The following is a 21,602-nucleotide window of genomic DNA, read 5'->3' on the forward strand; positions in this document are numbered from 1 at the left end:
GGATCTTGAGCGCGGAAGGCGGAATCTTGAGCGCGGCGCGGAATTCTTGAGCGCGGCGCGGAATTCTTGAGCGCGGGAGGCGGATTCTTGAGCGCGACGTGGAATTCTTGAGCGCGGTGCGGGATTCAGGTTTGATACTTTGTCATAATATTCATTTATAGCTTTATCTATATTAAAAACTGTAGGCAAACACCAAAATTCAGGATGTTTGTCTACAGTCTGAGGCCCTTATACATATAGGAGCCTTTATAAATTAGTTAGTTTTGATTTTCTTGATTTCTTCGATCATCATTGGGATGACTTCGAATAAGTCTCCAACGATTCCGTAGTCTGCTACTTTGAAAATGTTCGCTTCTGGGTCTTTATTGATGGCAACGATTACTTTGGAGTTGGACATTCCAGCCATATGTTGGATTGCTCCTGAGATTCCCGCTGCGATGTATAGGTCAGGCGTTACAACTTTACCTGTTTGACCGATTTGTAATGAATAGTCGCAGTAATCAGCGTCACATGCTCCACGGGATGCTCCTACAGCTCCGCCAAGTAATTTCGCCAATTCTTCAAGTGGAGCAAATCCTTCCGCACTCTTCACACCGCGGCCTCCCGCAACTACAACTTTTGCCTCTGATAAATCGACGCCCTCCGTTGACTTACGGACAACTTCGCTAATGACAGAGCGAAGATTCGTGATGTCGACGGAAACTGAAGATACATCTCCTGAGCGGCTCTCGTCTTTAGCCAATGGTGCGATATTGTTCGGACGGATTGAAATGAAAAGAAGTCCTTCTTTGTTTTTCACTTTTTCGAACGCTTTACCGGAATAGATTGGACGGATGAAAATTGCATCGTCTCCTTCGCCTTCGATCGCAGTAACATCAGAGATTAATCCTGATGCAAGCTTACTAGCAATCTTGGGGGATAGGTCTTTTCCTTGAGACGTATGGCCGAAAACGATTGCATCCGGCTTTTCCTGCTCATAAACGGCCATGAAAGCCTGGCCGAATCCATCTGATGTATAGTGTTTCAAATGAGGGTGTTCAACCGTGAGGACACGATCTGCACCGTATGTGATCATTTCTGAGCCTAATGATTGTACTGCATCCCCGAATAACACGCCAACGACTTCCCCGCCGCCTGATACCGTTTTTGCTGCAGCAATCGCCTCAAAGGAAACGTTACGCAATGCTCCTTCTCGAGCTTCACCAAGTACCAATACTTTTTTAGTATACATATAGAGTCCCTCCCATTACTGTATGAATTTCAATCAAAGCACTTTTGCTTCTTTATTTAAAAGTTCAACAAGCTCTTTCACTTGATCAGCTATGTCGCCTTCAAGTACACGTCCTGCAGCTTTTTGCGGTGGAAGATAGATTTCGATTGTTTCCGTTTTCGCTTCAACATCATCTTCATCGATATCCAGATCATCCAACTCAAGCTCTTCAAGTGGCTTTTTCTTCGCCTTCATGATGCCTGGGAGGGAAGGATAGCGTGGCTCGTTCAACCCCTGTTGTGCAGTGACTAATAGTGGCAGTGACGTTTCGATTGTTTCAGAATCTCCTTCGACATCACGCACGATTTTTACAGACGTACCATCGATTTCAAGGTTTGTAATCGTTGTTACATAATTGATGCCTAAAAGTTCAGCCACACGAGGACCTACTTGCCCGGATCCACCATCAATGGCAACGTTTCCAGCAAGGATCAAGTCTGCATCTTTATCCTTTAAGTATTCTGCAATAATCTTAGCCACAGTAAATTCATCCATCTCATCAAGGTCATCTTCAGTATTGATAAGAACTGCTTTATCCGCACCCATCGCCAAAGCTGTGCGAAGCTGCTTTTCAGCCTCTTCATCCCCAATTGTAATAACAGTTACTTCTCCACCGTTTGCATCGCGAACCTGTATCGCTTCTTCGATTGCGTATTCATCGTATGGGTTAATGATGAATTCAGCGCCATCATCCACGATCTTGCCGTTAGAAACTGCGATTTTTTCCTCTGTGTCAAATGTACGTTTAACCAATGCATAAATGTTCATATTGCATACCTCCTCAGCTTATTTAGTTCCCTTTGAAATGCGGTTCTCTCTTTTCAATGAATGCCTGGATCCCTTCTTTTGCATCTTCTGAAACGAATACCTCTCCAAATGAGTCGGCTTCCGCTTTGACACCTTCATGGAAAGAATCTGTCTTCGTATATTGGAGCATCCTTAAAGCTGCCTTCATGGCAATCGGGCTTTTCTTGGCAATTTTCTTTGCCATTTCCATCGTTTTCGGAAGTAATTCTTCATCTGAAAAAGCATGGTTTGCAAGACCGAAGCGGACAGCTTCTTCACCCGTAATCGGATCGCTCGTCAAAAGCATCTCCGCAGCTTTTGCCACGCCGACGAATCGCGGAAGACGCTGTGTTCCAGCAAATCCAGGTATTAGTCCAAGTTGTAGCTCAGGTAATCCTAACTTGGCTTTTTCCGTAACAATACGGAAATGACAGCCCATTGCAAGCTCCAAACCGCCACCTAAGGCGGCCCCATGAATTGCCGCTATAACGGGCTTTCCGAAGCTTTCAAGCCTTTCAAACACGTCTTGTCCTGCGGCTGAAAGTTTCGAGAATTCTTCCCCTGATGAAACGGTCGTAAATTCTTTAATATCTGCACCTGCCGAAAAGAACCTTCCCTCTCCATATAGAACGATAACCCTTATTGAATCATCATTTTCCACTGAGTCAAGCATTCTATCGATTTCCTGGATAAGGCCACTTGATAATGCATTAGCAGGCGGCCTATTAATTGATACAGTTGCCACGCCTTCTTCAATGGCAATTTTCAAGAACTCCATTTTCCCCCGTCCTTTCCCAAACCAAGACTTTGTATCGCCTTCTATTCAATCAAGATTTCATGCCATTTAATATAAGGCGATGCACTTCCGGTGCTAATTTCAACAAATCATACTTTTGATCATTCATTACCCAAGATGTGATTGTTTCATCTATCGTGCCAAAAACCATTTGCCGTGCCAGTCTTATATCAATCTGTCCGTCAAATTCACCTTTTTCAATTCCTTCTTTTAAAATGGAATCGAGCAAGACCAAGTATTCCTTGAGCACCTCATTGATTTTGTAACGTAGGTCTTTGTTGGACTGCCGCAATTCCAATTGGGTTACAATTGCAAGATGGCGATCGCTATGAAGCCAACGGAAATGGCCTTCAATCATTTCATAAAGCTTTTCCGTAGCAGTGATGTCTTTCTTTATTGCGTTTTTAACGATTTCAACGAAGTCGCCCATCTTTTCCCGAAAAACCGAGATTAGGATTTCCTCCTTATTCTTAAAGTAAAGATAGATCGTCCCGTCAGCGACACCTGCTTCTTTCGCGATTTTCGACACTTGAGCTTGGTGATAGCCGTTTTCGGCAATTGCGATGACAGCCGCATCCACTATTTGCTTATATTTGGGTTTATCGCGTTTCAATTGTTCTCACCACCAAAAAGAAGAAAATATGAATGACTGTTCATTCATATTTTCATATTAATCGTTTATTCGGTTATCGTCAAGTCTTTCGTCACGAAGTTTTTAATTCAAGTTCCATCTTCTTTTTCTCTTCATCGATTAATGTACGGCGTAATATTTTACCAACCGCCGTTTTTGGAAGCTCTTTTCTGAATTCATATTTCCTTGGGACTTTATACGATGCCAATTGTTCTCTGCAATATTTATCTAATTCTTCTTCGGTAACAGTTTCTCCTTCTTTTAGGACAATATAAGCTTTCACCGTTTCGCCCCGGTAAGGATCAGGCACACCTGCCACGACACATTCAACTATTGATGGATGTTCGTATAGAACCTCTTCAATTTCACGCGGGTAAATATTGAAACCGCTTGCAATAATCATATCTTTCTTTCTATCAACTACATAGAAATGGCCCTCGTCATCCATATAGCCTAAATCACCAGTCAATAGCCAGTCACCACGGAATGTCTCGGCCGTATCTTCCGGTTTATTCCAATATCCCTTCATCACTTGAGGACCTTTCACCGCAATTTCCCCGATTTCACCATTTTGTAATGGCTCCAAGGATTCCGGACCAAGTATACAAGCATCCGTGTCTGGCCACGGTACACCAATAGAACCTTTAACACGCCTCTTTTCCCAGACAAAATTCGCGATTGCGACAGGCGAGGTTTCCGTCAAGCCATATCCTTCCACCAACTTCCCGCCGGTTACCCTTTCAAACTTTTCCTGAAGTTCTACAGGCAATGCTGCGGATCCACTGATGCACGCCTTGATGGATGAAAGGTCATACTTCGATAATTGAGGATGATTCAATAATCCGATATAGAGCGTCGGAGCACCTGGGAACAAGGTTGGCTTTTGCTTATCAATCAACTTTAAAGCCATGTCATAATCTGGTTTAGGCATTAAGAGCATTTTATTGCCATGCATGACAGAGAGGATAAGAACTGTAGTCATTCCGTAAACGTGGAAGAATGGCAGTATTCCTAATACAGTTTCTTCGCCCGCTTCGGATTTATACAACCATGCGCCGCACATTTGCGCGTTACTAATGAGATTGGCGTGCGTCAACATAACCCCTTTTGGCGGCCCCGTCGTTCCTCCCGTATATTGAAGCAATGCTATATCTTCATCAAAATCAAAGTCATATGAAACTAAGTCAGGTTTCGCTATTTTCATAATTTCTGTGAAAAGGTGGTTCATCCCACGATGTTCGACTTTGACAATTATCCCGTGTTCTTTCTTTTGGATGAATGGGTAAACAAGATTTTTCGGGAATGGCAAGTAATCTTTAATGCCTGTAATGATGACATGTTCTAATTTTGTTTCTTTGACGACTTTTGATATCCTGCCGAATAAAATATCGAGCGAGATGATCACTTTCGCGCCGGAGTCGGTCATTTGATAAGCCAACTCCCTTTCCGTGTACAACGGATTCGTCTGAACAACAATAGCCCCAATATAGAGAATACCGTAATAGGCAATTGCACCTTGCGGACAATTCGGTAGCATGATGGCTACACGGTCGCCTTTTTCAACACCAAGGGACTTCAAATAGTTGGCGAATTTCAAAGCTGACTCATGGAATTCCCTATAACTGATATTCTTGCCCAAGAAATGCATTGCAGTTTTTTCAGGAAACTTATTCCTGGACCTCGTTAGGAATTCCTGCAACGGAATCCGCTCATACTCGATCGTCTTCGGTATTTCGGCCGGATACAGATCCAACCAAGGTTTTGCCGTCATTATATTACCCCCTTTTCATTATCCAATTCTTAGAAAATTCCTTCTTCGTATATTATATCGATAAATGAATCCGCTTTCAAATAGAATATTAATTTCACTATGAAAAAATGCCTTGACTGATATTTTTCAGTCAAGGCGTATTTGTAAACATCCAATATACTCCAACGAGAATAAAGAGGACGCAAACGACAAGTAGTATCTTAGATAATTTCTCCATATAATGTCTCCTATGAAATACTTGCTCCTATGACAAATGAAAGTCCTACTGAAATCGTTAAGGAGATAAATCCAACCGAACGATTATCTGCTTCTATTTCTTTATCAATATTGAACTTCGGAGTAAGAAATTCAAAAAGTATATAGGCGATGACGAGCAGGATGAATCCGAATAGACCCCATCCGATCATCTGCGGAAGCGTGTTATGCTGTTCGATGGAGTACCGAAAGATATTCGCGACTCCGAATATCTTTCCTCCAGTTGCCATTGCAACTGCCACATTCCCCTTTCTGATTTCTTCCCAGTTTTTATATTTGGTCACCAGTTCGAATAAAACCATCGAAAAGATAAGGCAAAGGACTACTACGCTGAAGTAGCCTGTTGTTTCGACGAGGGGATGGCTCCAAAATCCTGTTTCTGTCATTTTATAAATGGCTCCTTTTTGTCATTCGTTTAATCTACCGTATACGAATGAGAACGAGAAAGGTTTCAATTTCTATACTTGTTTATTTCAATTCAACCACAGTTACCCCATGCCCGCCTTCCCCAGCTTCACCGTAGCGGTAGCTTTTTACGCGAGGGTGGTTTTTCAAATATGTCTGTACACCTTGACGCAACGCGCCTGTGCCTTTGCCGTGGATGATTGAGACTTGGTGGTAATTGGATAACAGTGCATCGTCCAAGTATTTTTCTGTTCGTTGTAATGCATCTTCGTATCGTTCGCCACGTAGGTCGAGTTCCAGTTTGACGTAGGAATCCCTTCCTCGGACGGATGCTGATACTCTTAGGTCCTTTTCCTTTTCTGGTTTTGTATATTCGAGAACGGATTCGTCTAACTTTATCTTTAGGATACCGATTTGGACAATCCATTCTTTTTCGGAAACTTTATCGATGAGAGTGCCTTTTTGACCGTATGAAATGACTTTGACCTCATCACCGACTTCCAATGGACGTGGAGCCGCTTTTGCTTTGATTTTTTTCTTTTTATCTTCAGGAGCGGCACCCTCTAATCGTTTCCGTGCTTCGATCAATTCATGCTCTTTGACGTTTGCACCCGCATTTAAACGTAATGCTCTTAGGTCCGAGATGACCGCTTCCGATTCAACTCGAGCATCTTCAACGATTTTCTTCGCTTTTTCCTTTGCATTGTCAACAAGCTTTTCTTTCATTTCATCAAATTCCGCAAGCTTTGTTTCCAATTCACGCTTCAAGTTTTCCGTTTCGATGAGTAATGCATGCGTCTTTTCCGCATCCTTTTCAGATTGAACACGGCTTGACTCCAAGGATGCTATCATCGAGTCGACTTCACCACGGTCTGTTCCTGTAAATTTCTTTGCCCGATTGATGATATGGTCATGAAGGCCAAGTCTTTTTGATATTTCAAAGGCATTACTTCGACCTGGTACCCCGATCAATAATCGGTATGTTGGGCTCAATGTATCGATATCGAATTCGACACTTGCATTTGCTACACCGGGACGGTTGTAACCATACGCCTTCAGCTCCGGGTAATGTGTTGTCGCCATGACTCTTGCACCTGTACCATGGACCTCATCCAAGATGGATATTGCCAAGGCAGCACCTTCTTGAGGATCGGTACCTGAACCTAATTCATCGAAAATAAGCAGTGAACGTGAGTCGAATTTTTTCAGGATATCGACGATGTTCACCATATGAGAGGAAAACGTACTCAAGCTTTGTTCGATGGATTGCTCATCGCCAATATCAGCATAGACAGAGTCGAATACAGCGACTTCTGATCCATCCAACGCAGGAATGGGAAGTCCAGCTTGAGCCATCAATGTACATAAGCCGACTGTTTTCAATGTAACTGTTTTTCCACCTGTATTCGGTCCAGTAATGACAATTGTTGTAATATCCTTGCCGAATTCAATCGTATTCGCAACAGCCTGTTCAATCGGCAACAAAGGATGACGCGCTTTCGCCAAACGAATATACCCTTCATTGTTCACTTCCGGCTTCGTACATTTATGAGCCGTTCCATATTTCGCTTTTGCAAGGATAATATCAATTTCAGACAATACATCAACAAGCACAAACAATTCATGTGCCACTGCTTGGACTTTTATCGATAACTCCTGCAGAATCTTTTCAATTTCTTCTTTTTCTTTCATCTTCAAGTTACGGATTTCATTATTCGCTTGTACAACCTCATCCGGCTCGATGAATAATGTCTGCCCCGAAGAGGACATGTCATGGATGACTCCCCCAAAATGGGATCTATACTCAGACTTTACAGGAATGACATACCGATCGTTCCGGATAGTCACGATTGAATCAGACAGCATCTTCGAGGCATTTCGGCCGCGTGTATATCCTTCCAATTTCTCACGCACTCTGCCTTCTTGGATGCGCAGACTTTGACGGATCGAACGGAGCGTGCCTGAAGCACTGTCAACGACATGCCCATTATCATCTATCGCTGCATTGATCTCATGCTCCAGACCAGTTAGAATCGGCAATGATTCTTTCTTGGCTAGAAAATGAGGAATTTCAACATCCTCATCTGCATCTATCGATTCGATAAACTGCCTTAAAATCCGGCTTGCACGAATTGTATTTGCGGTCTCCATCAATTCATATGCACTGAGCACCCCGCCGATTTGAGCTCGTTTTGCATGCGGTCGTATATCACTGATACCGCCCATTGGAACGTTGCCACGAACCCGAAGTATGGCAAGGCCTTCATCCGTCTCTTCAAGTAAACGGACGACTTCATTGAAATCACTGACAGGCACTAATTTTTCCATATATGTGCGTCCGGCGTACGAGGTACAGTACGTTGCAACGATGTCCCGGACTTTATCAAATTCAAGTGTTTTCAAGACACGGTTCTCCAATGTCTTACACTTCCTTTCACTTCCGAATAATTTCTTGGATGAAACGTTCAAGCGGCCATGTATTTACGACTGTATCTTTTTTCAACCAAGCCTTCTGAGCATATTTCACACCTATTTCCATATGCTCCAATTGATCAATTGCGTGCGCGTCGGTGTTGATCGCAATCTTTACGTTAGCTTCCTGCGCTTCCTCTAAATACTCTTTCGCCAAATCGAACCGATGCGGATTGCCGTTCAGCTCAAGAATTTTATCGTATTTTTCCGCCCATTCAATCAGCTGATGGACATCCGGATTATAACCTTCCCTTTGACCGATGATTCGTCCTGTAGGATGTGCAATCATATTAACATACGGATTGCTGATGGCTGAATGTAATCTTTCCATGATTTGCTTTTGAGATTGGTTAAAATTCGAATGGATTGATGCAATAACGAAATCCAGCTCTTGCAATAAATCATTATCGAAGTCAAGTCGACCATCGGGCAAAATATCCATTTCAGTACCACAGAAAATCTCGATATCATCGTATTCTTCATTCAACTTACGAATTTCTCCAATTTGTTCCCGAAGCCTTTCAGGTGTAAGACCGTTCGCCACTCTTAAATAGTGGGTGTGGTCTGTGATGACAATATGGGAATAGCCTTTTTTCCGGCATGCCTCGACCATCTCACGGATGGAGTAGCCCCCGTCAGACCAAGTTGTGTGCATATGGAGATCGCTACGGATATCTTCAAATGTAACGAGTTCCGAGATTTTCTCGGCACGTTCGATTTCACTCCCGTCCATTCTCAAGGAAGGAGGGATGAAAGGCAAATCGAAAAACGCGAAGAATTCCGCTTCGGATTCGAAGGTTTTTATCGTTCCATCTTCCAGTTCAACACCGTACTCACTAATTTTCATTCCTTTTGCTTTAGCAAGTTGACGCATCTTCACGTTATGGTCCTTTGATCCGGTGAAGTGATGCAATGCAGTCGCAAACTGAGCATCTGTCACGAAGCGGAAATCCGCATCTACAAGATCAGCCATATCAAGAACGATGGATAGTTTGGCATCCCCTGCTGCAACAGTTTCTTCTATCGGCAGTACTTCCAACAGCTTTTCCCGAACAATTGCTGGTTCATCCGTTACGATGATGAAATCGACATCACTACTTTCCTCTTCTGCGCGGCGGAAACTACCGGCGACTGAAAAACGGGTGATTTCCGGTATATCACGCAATACCGCCTCAATCGCTAAGACTACGGACTCGATTTGCCACACTGGAAGTTTGCCTTTTCGTGTCCCTAAAACTTCAAGTTCATGTAATATTTTTTCTTCCGACTTCTTTCCAAATCCCGGAACCTTGCTCACTTCATTTGACTCGCACGCATTCCGAAGCGATTCGACCGAGTCAATGCCGAGAGCTTCCCTTAGTTTTGCGATTTTCTTTCCGCCTAACCCAGGCACCCTTAGCAACGGAATGAGTCCACTTGGAACTTCATTTTCAAGTTCCTTTAGTAAATCGGATTCACCTTTTTCCATTAGGTCAATGATGACAGCGCCTGTCCCTTTTCCAATCCCCTTTAAAGATAGAATATCATCCATCTCGGATAGACTGCGCGGATCGAGTTCCAACACACCTGCAGCCTTCCGGAAGGCACCTACTTTAAAAGGATTCTCCCCCAATAGTTCCATATATAAAGCAATTTTTTCGAACGTACGAATGATTGATTTTTTGTTCACAAGAACCACTCCATTCATTCAAATCTTAGTCTGTGAAAAAGGCTTCCCTCCATCCAAGGGGGAAGCCGTGATACGTTATTTGGTGTAAATGTACCACCAGTTTTTCACCATCTCAGAAACTAATGGTGTGTGTTCAAACATTGCATTAGCTAATATCGACTTACCAATAATCCCTTGGATGAACTCTAACGGCAACATAACTAACAGATAGAGTAGTAGGAATATGATTATATAAAACTCAATAAATCCTAATGCAGCACCGCCAAAACGCGCAACAAATCCTAAGACTGGTAGGTACTTAAGGAAATCGAACATTGATGCAATTAACTGCAATACGAATTTGACAACGATGAAAATAAGTACAAACGCCAATAACCTATAAAAAGTCTGATCCAAGTCTAATTGTTCTACCGTCCAACTTAATTTTGAACTTGCCGTGACGCCCGGGTATGGTATCCATAAAACAAACTTATCCGCTAATGGTTTGTAGTATATGTAAGCGATAATAAGTGCGATAATAAAGCCCGTCATATGGATAAGTTGTACGATGAGCCCCCGTCTAAATCCAGTGATCAACCCTCCAAGCAGGAGGAAAACTATTAGTAAATCAAGCATAGAAATCCGTCAACCCTTCAGCTTATTCAATTCTTCTTCCAATTGCTCAATGCGCTCTTTTAATTTCAAATAATCGTGTACGGTGTTCACTGCGGCTAGGACAGCGATTTTGGCGCTATCGAGATAAGGGTTGCGTGCGCTGATTTCCCTCATCTTTTCGTCAACCATCGATGCGACAAGCCGAACATGACTGCTTGTTTCACTGCCGACAATTGTATATGTCTGTCCATAAATGTCAACCGTAAGGCGCGTCTTCTGTTGGTCTGCCACTGCCTTAACCTCCAATGTAAAAACTATGTAACCAATCATACCATGAAACCGTTTTAGTTGAAAAGAGAAGGGGTGGATTAAAACCGTTGATTTCCGTTTCGGGCGGACGCTTTCCGGGGGCACGACTTCAGCCTCCTCACTTCGCTTCGCTACGTTGCGGGGTCTTCAGTTCGTGCTGATCCCCCAGGAGTCGCCGCCCTACACTTCAATCAACTAAGAGTCACTTTTAATTATATAGCTTATTCATACAAGCAACTTATCTTTAGATTATTGTACAATGTGGAAAGAAGGTTTAGGAGAGGGAGAAGGTTATGGGTCAAAGTGTTCTTACATTGGATAAAAAGAAATTGAATGAGCTGGTGGCGCATTATACAACCTTTAAAGTGATTCGAAATGCTCCTGGTGTTGTTTTTGCTGCGAAGTTGTCGGATGTTGCGATTACTGCTTATAAGTCAGGGAAGGTGCTTTTTCAAGGTGGAGGGGCGATTCGGGAGGCTGCTTTATGGGGAGGCGCTGATGGGCAGGCGACGGTTGTGAAATCTGCAGCTAAGGGTGAGATTTTGCCGGAGCGTTTTTCGGAGTTGTCGGTGATTGGGTCGGATGAGACGGGTACTGGGGATTTTTTTGGTCCTGTTACGGTTGCGGCCTGTTTCGTTAGGGCTAATCAAATTGAGTTGGTTCGGGAGTTGGGTGTGAAGGATTCTAAACAGTTGAATGATGATTATATGCGGCAGATTGCGTCTGATTTGCAGGCTGCACTTATCCACAGTGTGCTTACGTTAACGAATGATAAGTATAATGAGGTGCAGGCAAAGGGATGGTCGCAGGGTAAGATCAAGGCGTTGCTTCACAATCAGGCGTTGAAACATGTATTGCGGAAGATGAATGGTGAGAAGCCGGATTATATTCTTATTGACCAGTTTGCGGAACGTGGGATTTATTATAATCATATTAAAAATGAGTCGGATATTGTTCGGGAAAATGTATTGTTTTCAACGAAGGCTGAAGGGTTGCATGTCGCTGTTGCAGCTGCTTCAATTATTGCGAGGGTTGCGTTTTTGGAGGAGATGGATCGGTTGAGCGGGATTGCTGGCGTCCAACTTCCTAAAGGTGCCGGGAAAATCGTGGATGAAGCGGCTGCGAAGATTTTACTCCGAGGCGGTGAGGATACTTTAAAATCGATGACGAAGTGGCATTTTGCAAATGCTGAAAAAGCGAAAAAGATTGCTTCGTTGAAGAGAAAGTGATATTATTGGCGATTTTTCGGGCGCGCGAGTAGTTCTAAGGTCATGATCCGGTGATATAATTGTGGATTCAATAGATATATGTCGCAATTCGATCGATATATTGCCGGATTCGATCGATATATCAATGGATTCAATAGATATCGGCTCAGATACAACGAATTTCATAAATAAGACCGCCATGGAGTCAAGTTCTCTCCACAAGCGGTCTTATTTATTTTTATTGATTAACCGCGAAGTTGTGCGTTTGCTTCCACAGTTAACGCTTTTAAAACTTTATCATGCACTTTGACGACTTCTTCGTCTGTTAACGTGTGTTCAGGATCGAAATACGTCAACGAGAATGCATGTGATTTCTTGCCTTTCTTGACGTTATCGCCTTCGTATAGGTCGAAGAGTTTTACGTCTTTCAACAACTTGCCGCCTGCCTGACGGATGATTGTTTCAAGAATGCCCGCAGAAGTTTCACGCTCAACCACAAAGGCAATATCACGTGAAATGGATGGGTAACGTGGTACAGGTGAATAGAGAAGCTCCTTTGTATCAATTAAGTTGAAACTTCTTAAATAAGTCAACACGAAATTCTTCTTTTTGTACGTTTGCAGGGTGTGGTTGTGTATGATTCAAAACAGGCATTTCTTCTGAAACATTTAATTCATGTTTGCCTAATTCCAATCCGACAATTCCATACAATTCATCATATCCTGCTTCCTCTTGTAGGACTAAAAGGTATTCCTTTTCTTTTTCCAAATCCTCATAGCCATCAATTGTAAACTTAACTAATCCAGTTCCTCTAACATCCACAACATACGTTGGTTCTGCCACTTTGATAATATCTCCAACTTTATATTTACGTCCTGACTTATCAGTAAAAACATTTGTCAGTTCGACTTCAGTTAAAGTAAAATGATCAATTAATATTCCTTCACTATCTTTAGTGACAACATTTTCACTTTTAATTGGTTTTCCTAATATAACTAAACTCCCTGTAGATAATAGATGCTCTGGATCTTTATAAGGGACAGGAAAGACTTCTCTGGCAATTACTTTAACAATTTTCCCCTCATCATACTCTATCGCCATTACTTCAAGGTTATTTTTCCCTCCCAAAGACAGATAGACTCCGGAGGCTATACCAATTAGTAAACATAATGCTAAAAATACCTTTGTTAATTTTCCCATTTAATTACCTCCTGTCCCCATTCAATATTTCTTCTCGTTAATTTATAGGTATGTAATTGTCTCGAATATTAGTGAAGAAATTTATTAAATTCTGATCTAAATTATTGTTTTTTGATAAAACAAATTCGACAAGGGACATTTGAGCAACTGTACCTTGTTTTAAAAGGGATTGAACATATGTGCCTTCAATCATTTGAAGGTACTGAATAAATTCTTGTTCATTAGAATTTGGCATTACCATAGCGGCAGTTATTAAAGCATTTTCAACTTTTTCAAATTCCGCACCTAAAACGTTATCTTCGCTTAATTGATTATAAAGTGCAGCACCATAATTGAAACATAACTGGGAGGATAGATTTGCAAAAACAAACCAGTATTGGTTAGGGGTAGGTCTTTCACCACTATTAATAAAATCATAAAAAAAAGAAGCTGTTTGAGATAATAAATACTTCAAATTAGACTCTGCTACACTCCAATTAGGTGTGTCAATCATATAATTCTTTACATTTCTGTTCATTTCATATTGGAGATCTTCTAAATTAATAACCCCATTGGTAAACGTAATTGACGACATTTGTATTCTCTCCTTTTAAATTATAGATTAATATAATGAGATAATCCTTAACGAAAAAACAGGTAGTAATATACGTGTCCACTTTCTTTTCCTTCCGGGAAACCAATTATTTCCTTAATGCCATTTTACTATACAGATAAAAAAACTCAATTAATAAAAGCGCTCTATCCTTAATTGGACGGAGCGCTTTTATTCATCTAACTGTTGAAATCAATTAAGTTTATACTTCTTAAATAAGTCAACACGAAATTCTTCTTTTTGTACCTGTGCAGGGTGTGGTTGTGTATGATTCAAGGCAGACATTTCTTCTGAAATATTTAATTCATGTTTGCCTAATTCCAATCCGACAATTCCATACGTTTGATCTTCTCCTACTACTATTTCCTTTTCTAAAACTAAAAGGTACTCCTTTTCCTTTTCCATGCCCTCATAGTCATTAATTGTATACTTAACTAATCCAGTCCCTATAACATCCATAACATAAGTCGGTTCTCCTACTATGATAATATCTCCAACTTTATATTTATGTCCTGACTTATCAGTAAAAACATTTGTTAGTTCGACTTCAGTTAAAGTAAAACGTTGTTCAAATATTCCTGTCTCACTATCAAAAACGACAACATTTTCACTTTTAATTGGTTTTCCTAATATAACTAAACTCACTATAGATAATAGATGTTCTGGATCTTTATAAGGGACAGGAAAGACTTCTCTGCAATTACTTTAACAATTTTCCCCTCATCATACTCTATCGCCATTACTTCAAGGTTATTTTTCCCTCCCAAAGACAGATAGACACCGGAGGCTATACCAATTAGTAAACATAATGCTAAAAATACCTTTGTTAATTTTCCCATTTAATTACCTCCTGTCTCCGTTCAATATCCCTTAACGATATACCAAGACTCCGCACTAATAATCAAATTGCTTCTCTAAAAGCTTTACTATCATTAGCGATTCTTCATATGATAATTGAATACTCTCACCTTGATATTCTAATCGGTGTTTGAAAACAGCAATAGGTGGTCCAGGAGAATATCCAATATTACTAATGTAAATTAAATAAAGTGGCTTTTCATTATTAATAATAGTAATTACATCAACTGTATCTAATTTCAATAATATGGAGGTAATCTGTTCAATGTCGGTATCCGAAAGCCATGCGCTTTCGTTTGCATGAATGTCATACACCTCAACAGTAGAAATATTCTTAGAATCCATATCTATTTGTGAAAAAATAGTTTTTCGTTCATTCTCATTCGAGAAAACAAAAAACAATGTAGCAGTTAATACAATCGCAATAATAAATATGTTGAACTTCCGATTTTTCAATTTAGCACCCCTATTAAAATTAATGACAACTCTAATCTAAGAGTAAAGGAAAGATAGGAATTTCGCAACATGAATTCAGAATATTCATTCTCCTATTTTATTTAACGATTAATGAAATACTAAATACCTGTTTTTTTCTTTATTACAACTACTTTGCGAGTTAAATCAAAAAGAGTATAAGAAATTTGTCGCCCCGACTCCCTTTGTATTTAAACGATTCTTTATTCACTATATGTAATATGCCAGTGAATTTAATATATTTCGCTATTGTGTCAATGGAAAAGACCGCCATGGAGTCAAGTTCTCTCCAAAAGCGGTCTTATTTATTTTTATTCGATTAACCACGAAGCTGTGCGTCTGCTTCCACAGTTAAAGCTTTTAAAACTTTCTCATGCGCTTTAACCACTTCTTCGTCTGTCAATGTCCGTTCAGGATCGAAATAAGTCAACGAGAATGCAAGAGATTTCTTGCCATTTTCGACATTTTCACCTTCGTAAAGGTCGAAGAGTTTCACGTCTTTCAATAACTTCCCGCCTGCTTGACGGATGATTGTTTCAAGAATACCCGCAGAAGTTTCGCTTTCAACAACAAGTGCAATATCACGTGAAATTGATGGGAAACGTGGAACAGGTGAATATAAAAGCTCTTCTGTATCAACAGAAAGGATATGCTCAAGATTCAATTCCATCACATACGTTTCTTTCAAATCACGTTTCTTCTGTTCAGTCGGATGTATTTGACCAATTAGACCAATACGCTCGCCTTTTAGAAGAATGTTTGCTGTACGCCCAGGATGCATTCCGGTGATTGAAGCTTTTTCAAATGATAGGCCTTCAGCAAGTCCGAGGCGTTCCATCATTCCTTCAACGATACCCTTCGCGACAAAGAAATCTACTTTTTTCGTTTCACCTTGCCATGCATGATCGACCCATTTCCCAGTCAATACTGCAGCGACATGTTCTACTTCACGCGGCAATCCATCCTCTTCTTCGCCTAAGAAAACAGAACCTGTTTCATACAAAGCCACCGAATCGATTCGACGTGCGACATTATAGGTCGTAGCTTCCAATAGATGTGGAATGAGGCTTTGGCGAAGAGTGCTGCGGTCTTCGCTCATCGGCATAAGCAATTGTGTAACCGGTGCCGTTTCCAAAGCATATTCTTGTGCATGTTCTTTGGAAGTCAATGAATATGTGATTGCCTGATAAAGACCCGCTCCTTCAAGGTACTGACGAACGATCCGTCGTTTAGCTTGGTATGGTGTGAGTCCACCCGGAGTAGATTCAGATACAGGAAGTGTTTTCGGAATTTCATCGTATCCATACATACGAGCGATTTCTTCGATGATATCTTCCTTGATCTTCAAGTCCTGTCTGCGTGTAGGCGCATCGATGACAAGTTGACCGTTTACTGCTTCCGTCGGAATACGAAGACGTTCCAAAATCGCAAGCATATCATCCATAGATATTTTCATGCCAAGTCGGTTATTGATGTAATCCGGTGAGATTGTAATGCGTTCAGCCGTCTTATCAAGTTCATCAAATGTAACCGAACCTGAAAGGACTTCCCCGCCTGCAAGTTCTGCCATCAGTTGCGCAGCGCGTTCAGCAGCTTCTTGCACTCGATTCGGGTCAACGCCTTTTTCAAAGCGTGTACTTGCGTCGCTTCGTAGTCCAACTTCTTTTGATGTCCTTCTCACAGAGGATGGTGCGAAATAAGCTGATTCGATTACAACTGTTGTTGTACCGTCATGTACTTCTGAATTTGCTCCACCCATGACTCCAGCAATTGCTACTGGTTCGCTTCCATTCGTGATGACCAAGTTATGCTGATTCAGCTTACGTTCAACGTCGTCCAGTGTCGTGATCATTTCCCCTTCTTCGGCGTGACGGACGACGATTTCGCCAGTTTCAAGGCGGTCATAGTCGAATGCATGAAGAGGTTGGCCGTATTCCATCAAAACGTAGTTCGTAATATCGACAACATTATTATGAGGACGGACACCTGCAGCCATCAAGTAATTTTGAAGCCAAAGTGGAGACTCGGCAACTTTAATGTTTTTTACGACTTTTGCTACATACATCGGATTGTCAGTAGTCGCGTCAACACGGAGCTTCAAAACATCTTCCGCTTTTTCCTCAGACTCTTTATACTCGATCTTCGGCAGTGCGATCCCTTGTGATAAAATTGCACCTACCTCATAAGCTACACCTAACATGCTCAAAGCGTCTGAACGGTTAGGTGTCAAATCGAATTCAAGCACAGTATCGTCAAGTCCAAGCAATGGAAGTGCATTTTCACCAGGAATCGTATCTTGTGGCAATACATAGATGCCTTCAGCGTATGCTTTTGCTACAAGCTTTCCTTCTATTCCTAACTCCTGTAAAGAACAAATCATTCCATTCGATTCTTCACCACGGAGTTTTGCTTTTTTAATTTTCATTCCACCAGGTAGAACAGCACCCGGGCGTGCAACGATTACTTTTTGGCCTTGCGCGACGTTCGGTGCACCACAAATGATTTGTGTTGTTTCCTCACCAACGTCAACTTGGCAAATGTTCAACTTATCAGCTTCAGGATGTTTTACACATTCTTTCACATAACCGACGACAACATTCGTCATTCCGTGCGACCGGTCGATGATGGAATCGACTTCAATTCCCGAACGTGTAATTCTTTCTGCAAGATCTTCCGGCTTTATGCCTTTTATATTTACATACTCATTCAACCATTTTGTAGATACTAACATGTCTTTTCCTCCTTACGCTTCTGACCGATGGAATTGTGATATGAAACGAATATCATTCGTATAGAAATGACGGATGTCTTCTACGCCGTATTTCAACATCGCAATCCGCTCTGGCCCCATTCCGAATGCGAATCCAGTAACGGCTGATGGATCATATCCAGCCATACGCAACACATTGGGATGTACCATTCCAGCACCTAAAATCTCGATCCAGCCAGTTTTTTTACATACATTACATCCATCTCCGCCACATTTGAAGCAGGAAATATCCATTTCGACAGATGGTTCAGTGAATGGGAAGAAGCTTGGGCGCAAACGGATTTCACGTTCTGCACCGAACATCTTTTTCGCAAAAAGGTCCAGCGTCCCTTTTAAATCACTCATTTTAATATTTTCGCCTACGACAAGTCCTTCAATTTGCGTGAATTGGTGGGAATGCGTCGCATCGTCGTTATCTCTACGATACACTTTTCCCGGGCAGATGATTTTGATTGCTTCGCCGCCTTTAGCTTCCATCGTCCGTGCCTGGACTGGTGATGTGTGAGTACGAAGTAGTACTTCTTCGGAAATGTAGAAGGAATCCTGCATATCGCGTGCAGGGTGCCCTTTTGGCAAGTTAAGCGCTTCGAAGTTATAGTAATCTTTCTCAACTTCAGGACCTTCTGCAATTTCATAGCCCATGCTGATGAAGAAGTCTTCGATTTCCTCGACGACTCTTGTTAAAGGGTGGTGATTGCCAGTTTGAATCGGGCGGCCTGGTAATGTGACGTCAATTGCTTCTTTTTCCAATTGCACATTGATTGCCTCTTCTTCGAGCAATGTCATGCGTGTTTCGAGTGATTCAGTTACTGCTTCACGGACGACGTTTACTAAAGCACCCATTTTAGGACGTTCTTCAGCAGGAAGCTTCCCCATCCCTTTTAGCAGGTCGGTGATAGGTCCTTTTTTTCCAAGATAAGCGACACGGACGTCGTTTAGTTCCTTGACTGTTGAAGCGTCTTGGATTTTTTTCAACGCTTCTTCTTTCAATAGCTGTAATTGTTGTTCCATTTTCTTTCTCCTTTCGAAATAAAACATAAAATAAAAAATCCCCGCCCCTAAAAAGGGACGAGGACGAGTTCGCGGTACCACCCTGATTATTATGCAAAGTATATGCATAATCACTTCATTTGGATTAACGGCCCTCTACCGGCACGCCTTTACAGTTAATACTGGTCCAAGCGGCAGCTCTCGGGGTGAACTTCAACAACATTCGCCTATCTGCACTCTCAGTCTCGGTGCAAATTTCCTGTAGGTTGCAAACTGTCTACTTTTCCCGGTCACAGCTTTTGAATTTTATTTACAGCATTACTATACCTGATTTTCTTCAATACTTCAACTTGGCGAAATCATTGTTTGCCATAAGCATATAGCAGGATTCCTGTAGCGATGGCAACATTCAAAGATTCTGCTTTGCCGTATATTGGGATTTTAACGATCTCGTCAGATTTTGACAAATACTCGGCAGCGACTCCGCTTCCTTCATTTCCGACGATAAGCGCAAATTCATTCAATGGTCCTACACTATAATGGTCGACAGCATTTTGCAAACCAGTCCCGATAAGTTTAATATTGGCTGATTTCACTTTTTCTATCCAATCATTGAGCTCTCCTTTAATGATCGGAAGATGGAAATGGGATCCTTGGGCGGATCGAACGGTTTTCGGATTGAATGGATCCGCACAACCTTTCCCTAAAATTACTGCATCAATTCCCGCTGCATCAGCAGTCCTTATCATTGTGCCTATGTTGCCGGGATCCTGGACGGCATCGATGAACAAGTATTTTTTCCATGAATCTGTTGGAGCTTCCGCATAGTCGGGCTGACGGCAATGGGCAAAGACTCCTTGCGATTGTTCTGTTTCGACTAATTCTTTTGCGACTGCCTTCGTAACTTCAATCATTTGAAGGTTATCAGTGTTCCAATTGGCTGGAAGTTCAATATCGTCCCTAACGATCAAATGAAGAACCGTCCCTTCGGATTTTAAAGCTTCTTCAACAAGGTGAAATCCTTCCACGATGAATTCTTCCGATTTGTCGCGATCCTTTCTTGAGGTAACAAGTTTTTTCCAATGCTTAACAAGTGCATTTTGAGTCGATTCTATTCTTTTCATTTATTTCAATACATCCTTTTTCTTTTCAGTGTAACAAATGTCCGTATAGTTGGCGATCATTGTGTACAAAATGAATGCAGGAGGATGATATCATGAATTTTCAAATACGCGACGCGATTACTGCAAACATGACGAATAACTCAGCGACAGATATACGCAACGTCGTGGAAGATGCACTACAGCGTGGAGAAGAGCATTTGCTGCCAGGCCTCGGAGTGTTTTTTGAGAAGTTGTGGGTCAATGCGGATGAGCAGGAGAAGACCAAGATTACTGGCGAACTCGCACAGGCATTTTCAAGGGCATGACTTGTAAGGATAAAGGGCGGAAATCATTTCGATTTCCACCCTTTTTTAATTTGGTTTCAAAATTGTGGGTAGGGTCCATTGTTTCGCGGTCAAGGTCCATTGTTTTCGACAAGGGTCCATTCTTGCGCTCACGAGGTCCATTCTTTCGAAAATGGCATTACAAAACAGTAGCTAATACGGCTTTCTGTGCATGCAATCGGTTCCCGGCTTGTTGAAAAACATAAGAATTCGGACCATCGATGACAGAAGTGGCAACTTCCTCTTCACGATGAGCGGGAAGGCAATGCAAAAACATATAATCCTTTTTGGCATGACTAACTAATTTGTCGTTAATCTGAAAATCCTTAAATACTTCAAGTCGGTGCGCCGCTTCTTCTTCCTGCCCCATGCTGGTCCAAACGTCTGTATAGACAACATCTGAATTTTCGACAGCCTCTACCGGATCATAAGTTTGAATGACCGAACCACCATTTGCAGCCGCAATTTTTTGCACCATTGTGAAAAGCTTTTGATTGAACTCAAATCCTTCAGGCGTTGCAACCGCAATATGCATCCCCATGTTCGCAGCGCCAATGACCAATGAATGCGCCACATTATTGCCGTCTCCAATGTAAGCGAGTCTTTTCCCGACAATGGAGCCTTTCACTTCAATCATTGTCAATAAATCCGCAAGAGCCTGGCAAGGATGGAAAAGATCCGTCAATCCATTGATAATCGGAATTGATGAATGCTTCGCCAGTTCCTCCACCGTTTCATGTGAGTTCGCACGAATCATAACCCCATCCAAGTACTCAGATAATACTTTTCCCGTATCATGGATCGACTCCCCACGGCCAATTTGTAAATCTCTCGCATTCATATACATTGCATGCCCGCCAAGCTGTACCATGCCGACTTCAAACGAGATCCTTGTTCTTGTGGAGTGTTTTTCAAAAATCATGCCGAGAGTTTTCCCCGGCAAAATGGGGGGCATTTTCCCTGAAAGTGTATCCTTTTTCATGACTAACGCCTTGTGCAATAAATAAGTGATCTCTTCACTTGTATAGTCCAACAACGTCAACATGTCGCGTCCTTTTAGCTGATCTTCTATATTGTGCCCGATATTCACTGCCGACAAATGCAT

22 protein-coding genes and 1 other annotated feature are annotated in these 21,602 nt (G+C 41.8%); of the genes, 2 read left to right on the plus strand and 20 right to left on the minus strand.

The window, feature by feature from the left end:
* Positions 1–253: 253 nt before the first annotated feature.
* The 10 genes from P5G49_RS06915 to zapA form a co-directional block, all read right to left on the minus strand.
* Positions 254–1,231 carry an electron transfer flavoprotein subunit alpha/FixB family protein gene (locus tag P5G49_RS06915; protein ID WP_301242758.1) on the minus strand — a complete coding sequence of 326 codons (978 nt, stop codon included), beginning with the start codon at positions 1,229–1,231 and terminating at the stop codon, positions 254–256.
* A 33-nt stretch (positions 1,232–1,264) separates the two neighbouring features.
* Positions 1,265–2,038 (minus strand): electron transfer flavoprotein subunit beta/FixA family protein, encoded by a 774-nt coding sequence (locus tag P5G49_RS06920; protein WP_301242759.1) that lies wholly within the window; start codon positions 2,036–2,038, stop codon positions 1,265–1,267.
* Positions 2,039–2,060: 22 nt separating this feature from the next.
* Complete coding sequence (locus P5G49_RS06925) at positions 2,061–2,834, minus strand: enoyl-CoA hydratase (protein ID WP_301242760.1); 774 nt, start codon at positions 2,832–2,834, stop codon at positions 2,061–2,063.
* Between the two features lie 49 nt (positions 2,835–2,883).
* On the minus strand, positions 2,884–3,465 hold the full coding sequence (gene fadR, locus P5G49_RS06930) for a fatty acid metabolism transcriptional regulator FadR (RefSeq protein WP_301242761.1): 582 nt from the start codon (positions 3,463–3,465) through the stop codon (positions 2,884–2,886).
* 91 nt (positions 3,466–3,556) lie between these two features.
* Entirely contained in the window at positions 3,557–5,254 is a 1,698-nt protein-coding gene (locus P5G49_RS06935) for an AMP-binding protein (protein WP_301242762.1), read from the minus strand.
* A gap of 227 nt (positions 5,255–5,481) precedes the next feature.
* Positions 5,482–5,895, minus strand: a complete 414-nt coding sequence (locus tag P5G49_RS06940; RefSeq protein WP_301242763.1) for a DUF350 domain-containing protein — start codon at positions 5,893–5,895, stop codon at positions 5,482–5,484.
* A gap of 82 nt (positions 5,896–5,977) precedes the next feature.
* Positions 5,978–8,332, minus strand: coding sequence for an endonuclease MutS2 (locus P5G49_RS06945; protein ID WP_301242764.1), 2,355 nt, complete (start codon positions 8,330–8,332; stop codon positions 5,978–5,980).
* Positions 8,333–8,348: 16 nt separating this feature from the next.
* A complete protein-coding gene (polX, locus tag P5G49_RS06950) occupies positions 8,349–10,055 on the minus strand; it encodes a DNA polymerase/3'-5' exonuclease PolX (RefSeq protein ID WP_301242765.1) in 1,707 nt (568 codons plus the stop codon).
* Positions 10,056–10,130: 75 nt separating this feature from the next.
* The gene (locus P5G49_RS06955) at positions 10,131–10,670 is read right to left on the minus strand and encodes a CvpA family protein (RefSeq protein ID WP_301242766.1); all 540 of its coding nucleotides are present in this window, start codon (positions 10,668–10,670) and stop codon (positions 10,131–10,133) included.
* A 9-nt stretch (positions 10,671–10,679) separates the two neighbouring features.
* The gene (gene zapA, locus P5G49_RS06960; RefSeq protein WP_301242767.1) at positions 10,680–10,940 is read right to left on the minus strand and encodes a cell division protein ZapA; all 261 of its coding nucleotides are present in this window, start codon (positions 10,938–10,940) and stop codon (positions 10,680–10,682) included.
* Positions 10,941–11,251: 311 nt separating this feature from the next.
* On the opposite strand from zapA, the gene rnhC reads away from it, so the two are divergent.
* Positions 11,252–12,187, plus strand: coding sequence for a ribonuclease HIII (gene rnhC, locus P5G49_RS06965; RefSeq protein ID WP_301242768.1), 936 nt, complete (start codon positions 11,252–11,254; stop codon positions 12,185–12,187).
* A 224-nt stretch (positions 12,188–12,411) separates the two neighbouring features.
* Here rnhC and P5G49_RS06970 read toward each other — a convergent pair whose 3' ends face one another.
* The 9 genes from P5G49_RS06970 to P5G49_RS07010 all read right to left on the minus strand — a co-directional run bounded on the left by P5G49_RS06970 (position 12,412) and on the right by P5G49_RS07010 (position 20,174).
* Positions 12,412–12,759, minus strand: a complete 348-nt coding sequence (locus P5G49_RS06970) for a phenylalanine--tRNA ligase subunit beta-related protein (protein WP_435877194.1) — start codon at positions 12,757–12,759, stop codon at positions 12,412–12,414.
* A complete protein-coding gene (locus P5G49_RS06975) occupies positions 12,728–13,366 on the minus strand; it encodes a hypothetical protein (RefSeq protein ID WP_301242769.1) in 639 nt (212 codons plus the stop codon). Before P5G49_RS06975 ends, P5G49_RS06970 begins: the two co-directional genes overlap by 32 nt.
* A 37-nt stretch (positions 13,367–13,403) precedes the next feature.
* A complete protein-coding gene (locus tag P5G49_RS06980; protein ID WP_301242770.1) occupies positions 13,404–13,940 on the minus strand; it encodes a hypothetical protein in 537 nt (178 codons plus the stop codon).
* A gap of 210 nt (positions 13,941–14,150) precedes the next feature.
* Entirely contained in the window at positions 14,151–14,603 is a 453-nt protein-coding gene (locus tag P5G49_RS06985; protein WP_301242771.1) for a hypothetical protein, read from the minus strand.
* A complete protein-coding gene (locus tag P5G49_RS06990) occupies positions 14,603–14,797 on the minus strand; it encodes a hypothetical protein (RefSeq protein ID WP_301242772.1) in 195 nt (64 codons plus the stop codon). The genes P5G49_RS06985 and P5G49_RS06990 overlap by 1 nt, the downstream gene beginning before the upstream one ends.
* Before the next feature lie 55 nt (positions 14,798–14,852).
* Positions 14,853–15,272, minus strand: a complete 420-nt coding sequence (locus tag P5G49_RS06995; RefSeq protein ID WP_301242773.1) for a hypothetical protein — start codon at positions 15,270–15,272, stop codon at positions 14,853–14,855.
* A gap of 337 nt (positions 15,273–15,609) precedes the next feature.
* The gene (gene pheT, locus P5G49_RS07000; protein ID WP_301242774.1) at positions 15,610–18,021 is read right to left on the minus strand and encodes a phenylalanine--tRNA ligase subunit beta; all 2,412 of its coding nucleotides are present in this window, start codon (positions 18,019–18,021) and stop codon (positions 15,610–15,612) included.
* A 12-nt stretch (positions 18,022–18,033) separates the two neighbouring features.
* Complete coding sequence (gene pheS, locus P5G49_RS07005; protein ID WP_301242775.1) at positions 18,034–19,071, minus strand: phenylalanine--tRNA ligase subunit alpha; 1,038 nt, start codon at positions 19,069–19,071, stop codon at positions 18,034–18,036.
* Positions 19,072–19,121: 50 nt separating this feature from the next.
* Positions 19,122–19,353, minus strand: a binding site (T-box leader).
* 56 nt (positions 19,354–19,409) lie between these two features.
* Positions 19,410–20,174, minus strand: a complete 765-nt coding sequence (locus tag P5G49_RS07010) for a TrmH family RNA methyltransferase (protein WP_301242776.1) — start codon at positions 20,172–20,174, stop codon at positions 19,410–19,412.
* A 92-nt stretch (positions 20,175–20,266) separates the two neighbouring features.
* Here P5G49_RS07010 and sspI point away from each other — a divergent pair, with 92 nt between their 5' ends.
* On the plus strand, positions 20,267–20,479 hold the full coding sequence (gene sspI / locus P5G49_RS07015; RefSeq protein ID WP_301242777.1) for a small acid-soluble spore protein SspI: 213 nt from the start codon (positions 20,267–20,269) through the stop codon (positions 20,477–20,479).
* A 157-nt stretch (positions 20,480–20,636) separates the two neighbouring features.
* Here the strand turns inward: sspI and argF are convergent, their stop codons facing one another.
* Positions 20,637–21,602 (minus strand): ornithine carbamoyltransferase, encoded by a 966-nt coding sequence (gene argF / locus P5G49_RS07020; protein ID WP_301242850.1) that lies wholly within the window; start codon positions 21,600–21,602, stop codon positions 20,637–20,639.

The organism is Sporosarcina highlanderae (genome assembly GCF_030433715.1).
GTDB lineage: Bacteria > Bacillota > Bacilli > Bacillales_A > Planococcaceae > Sporosarcina > Sporosarcina highlanderae.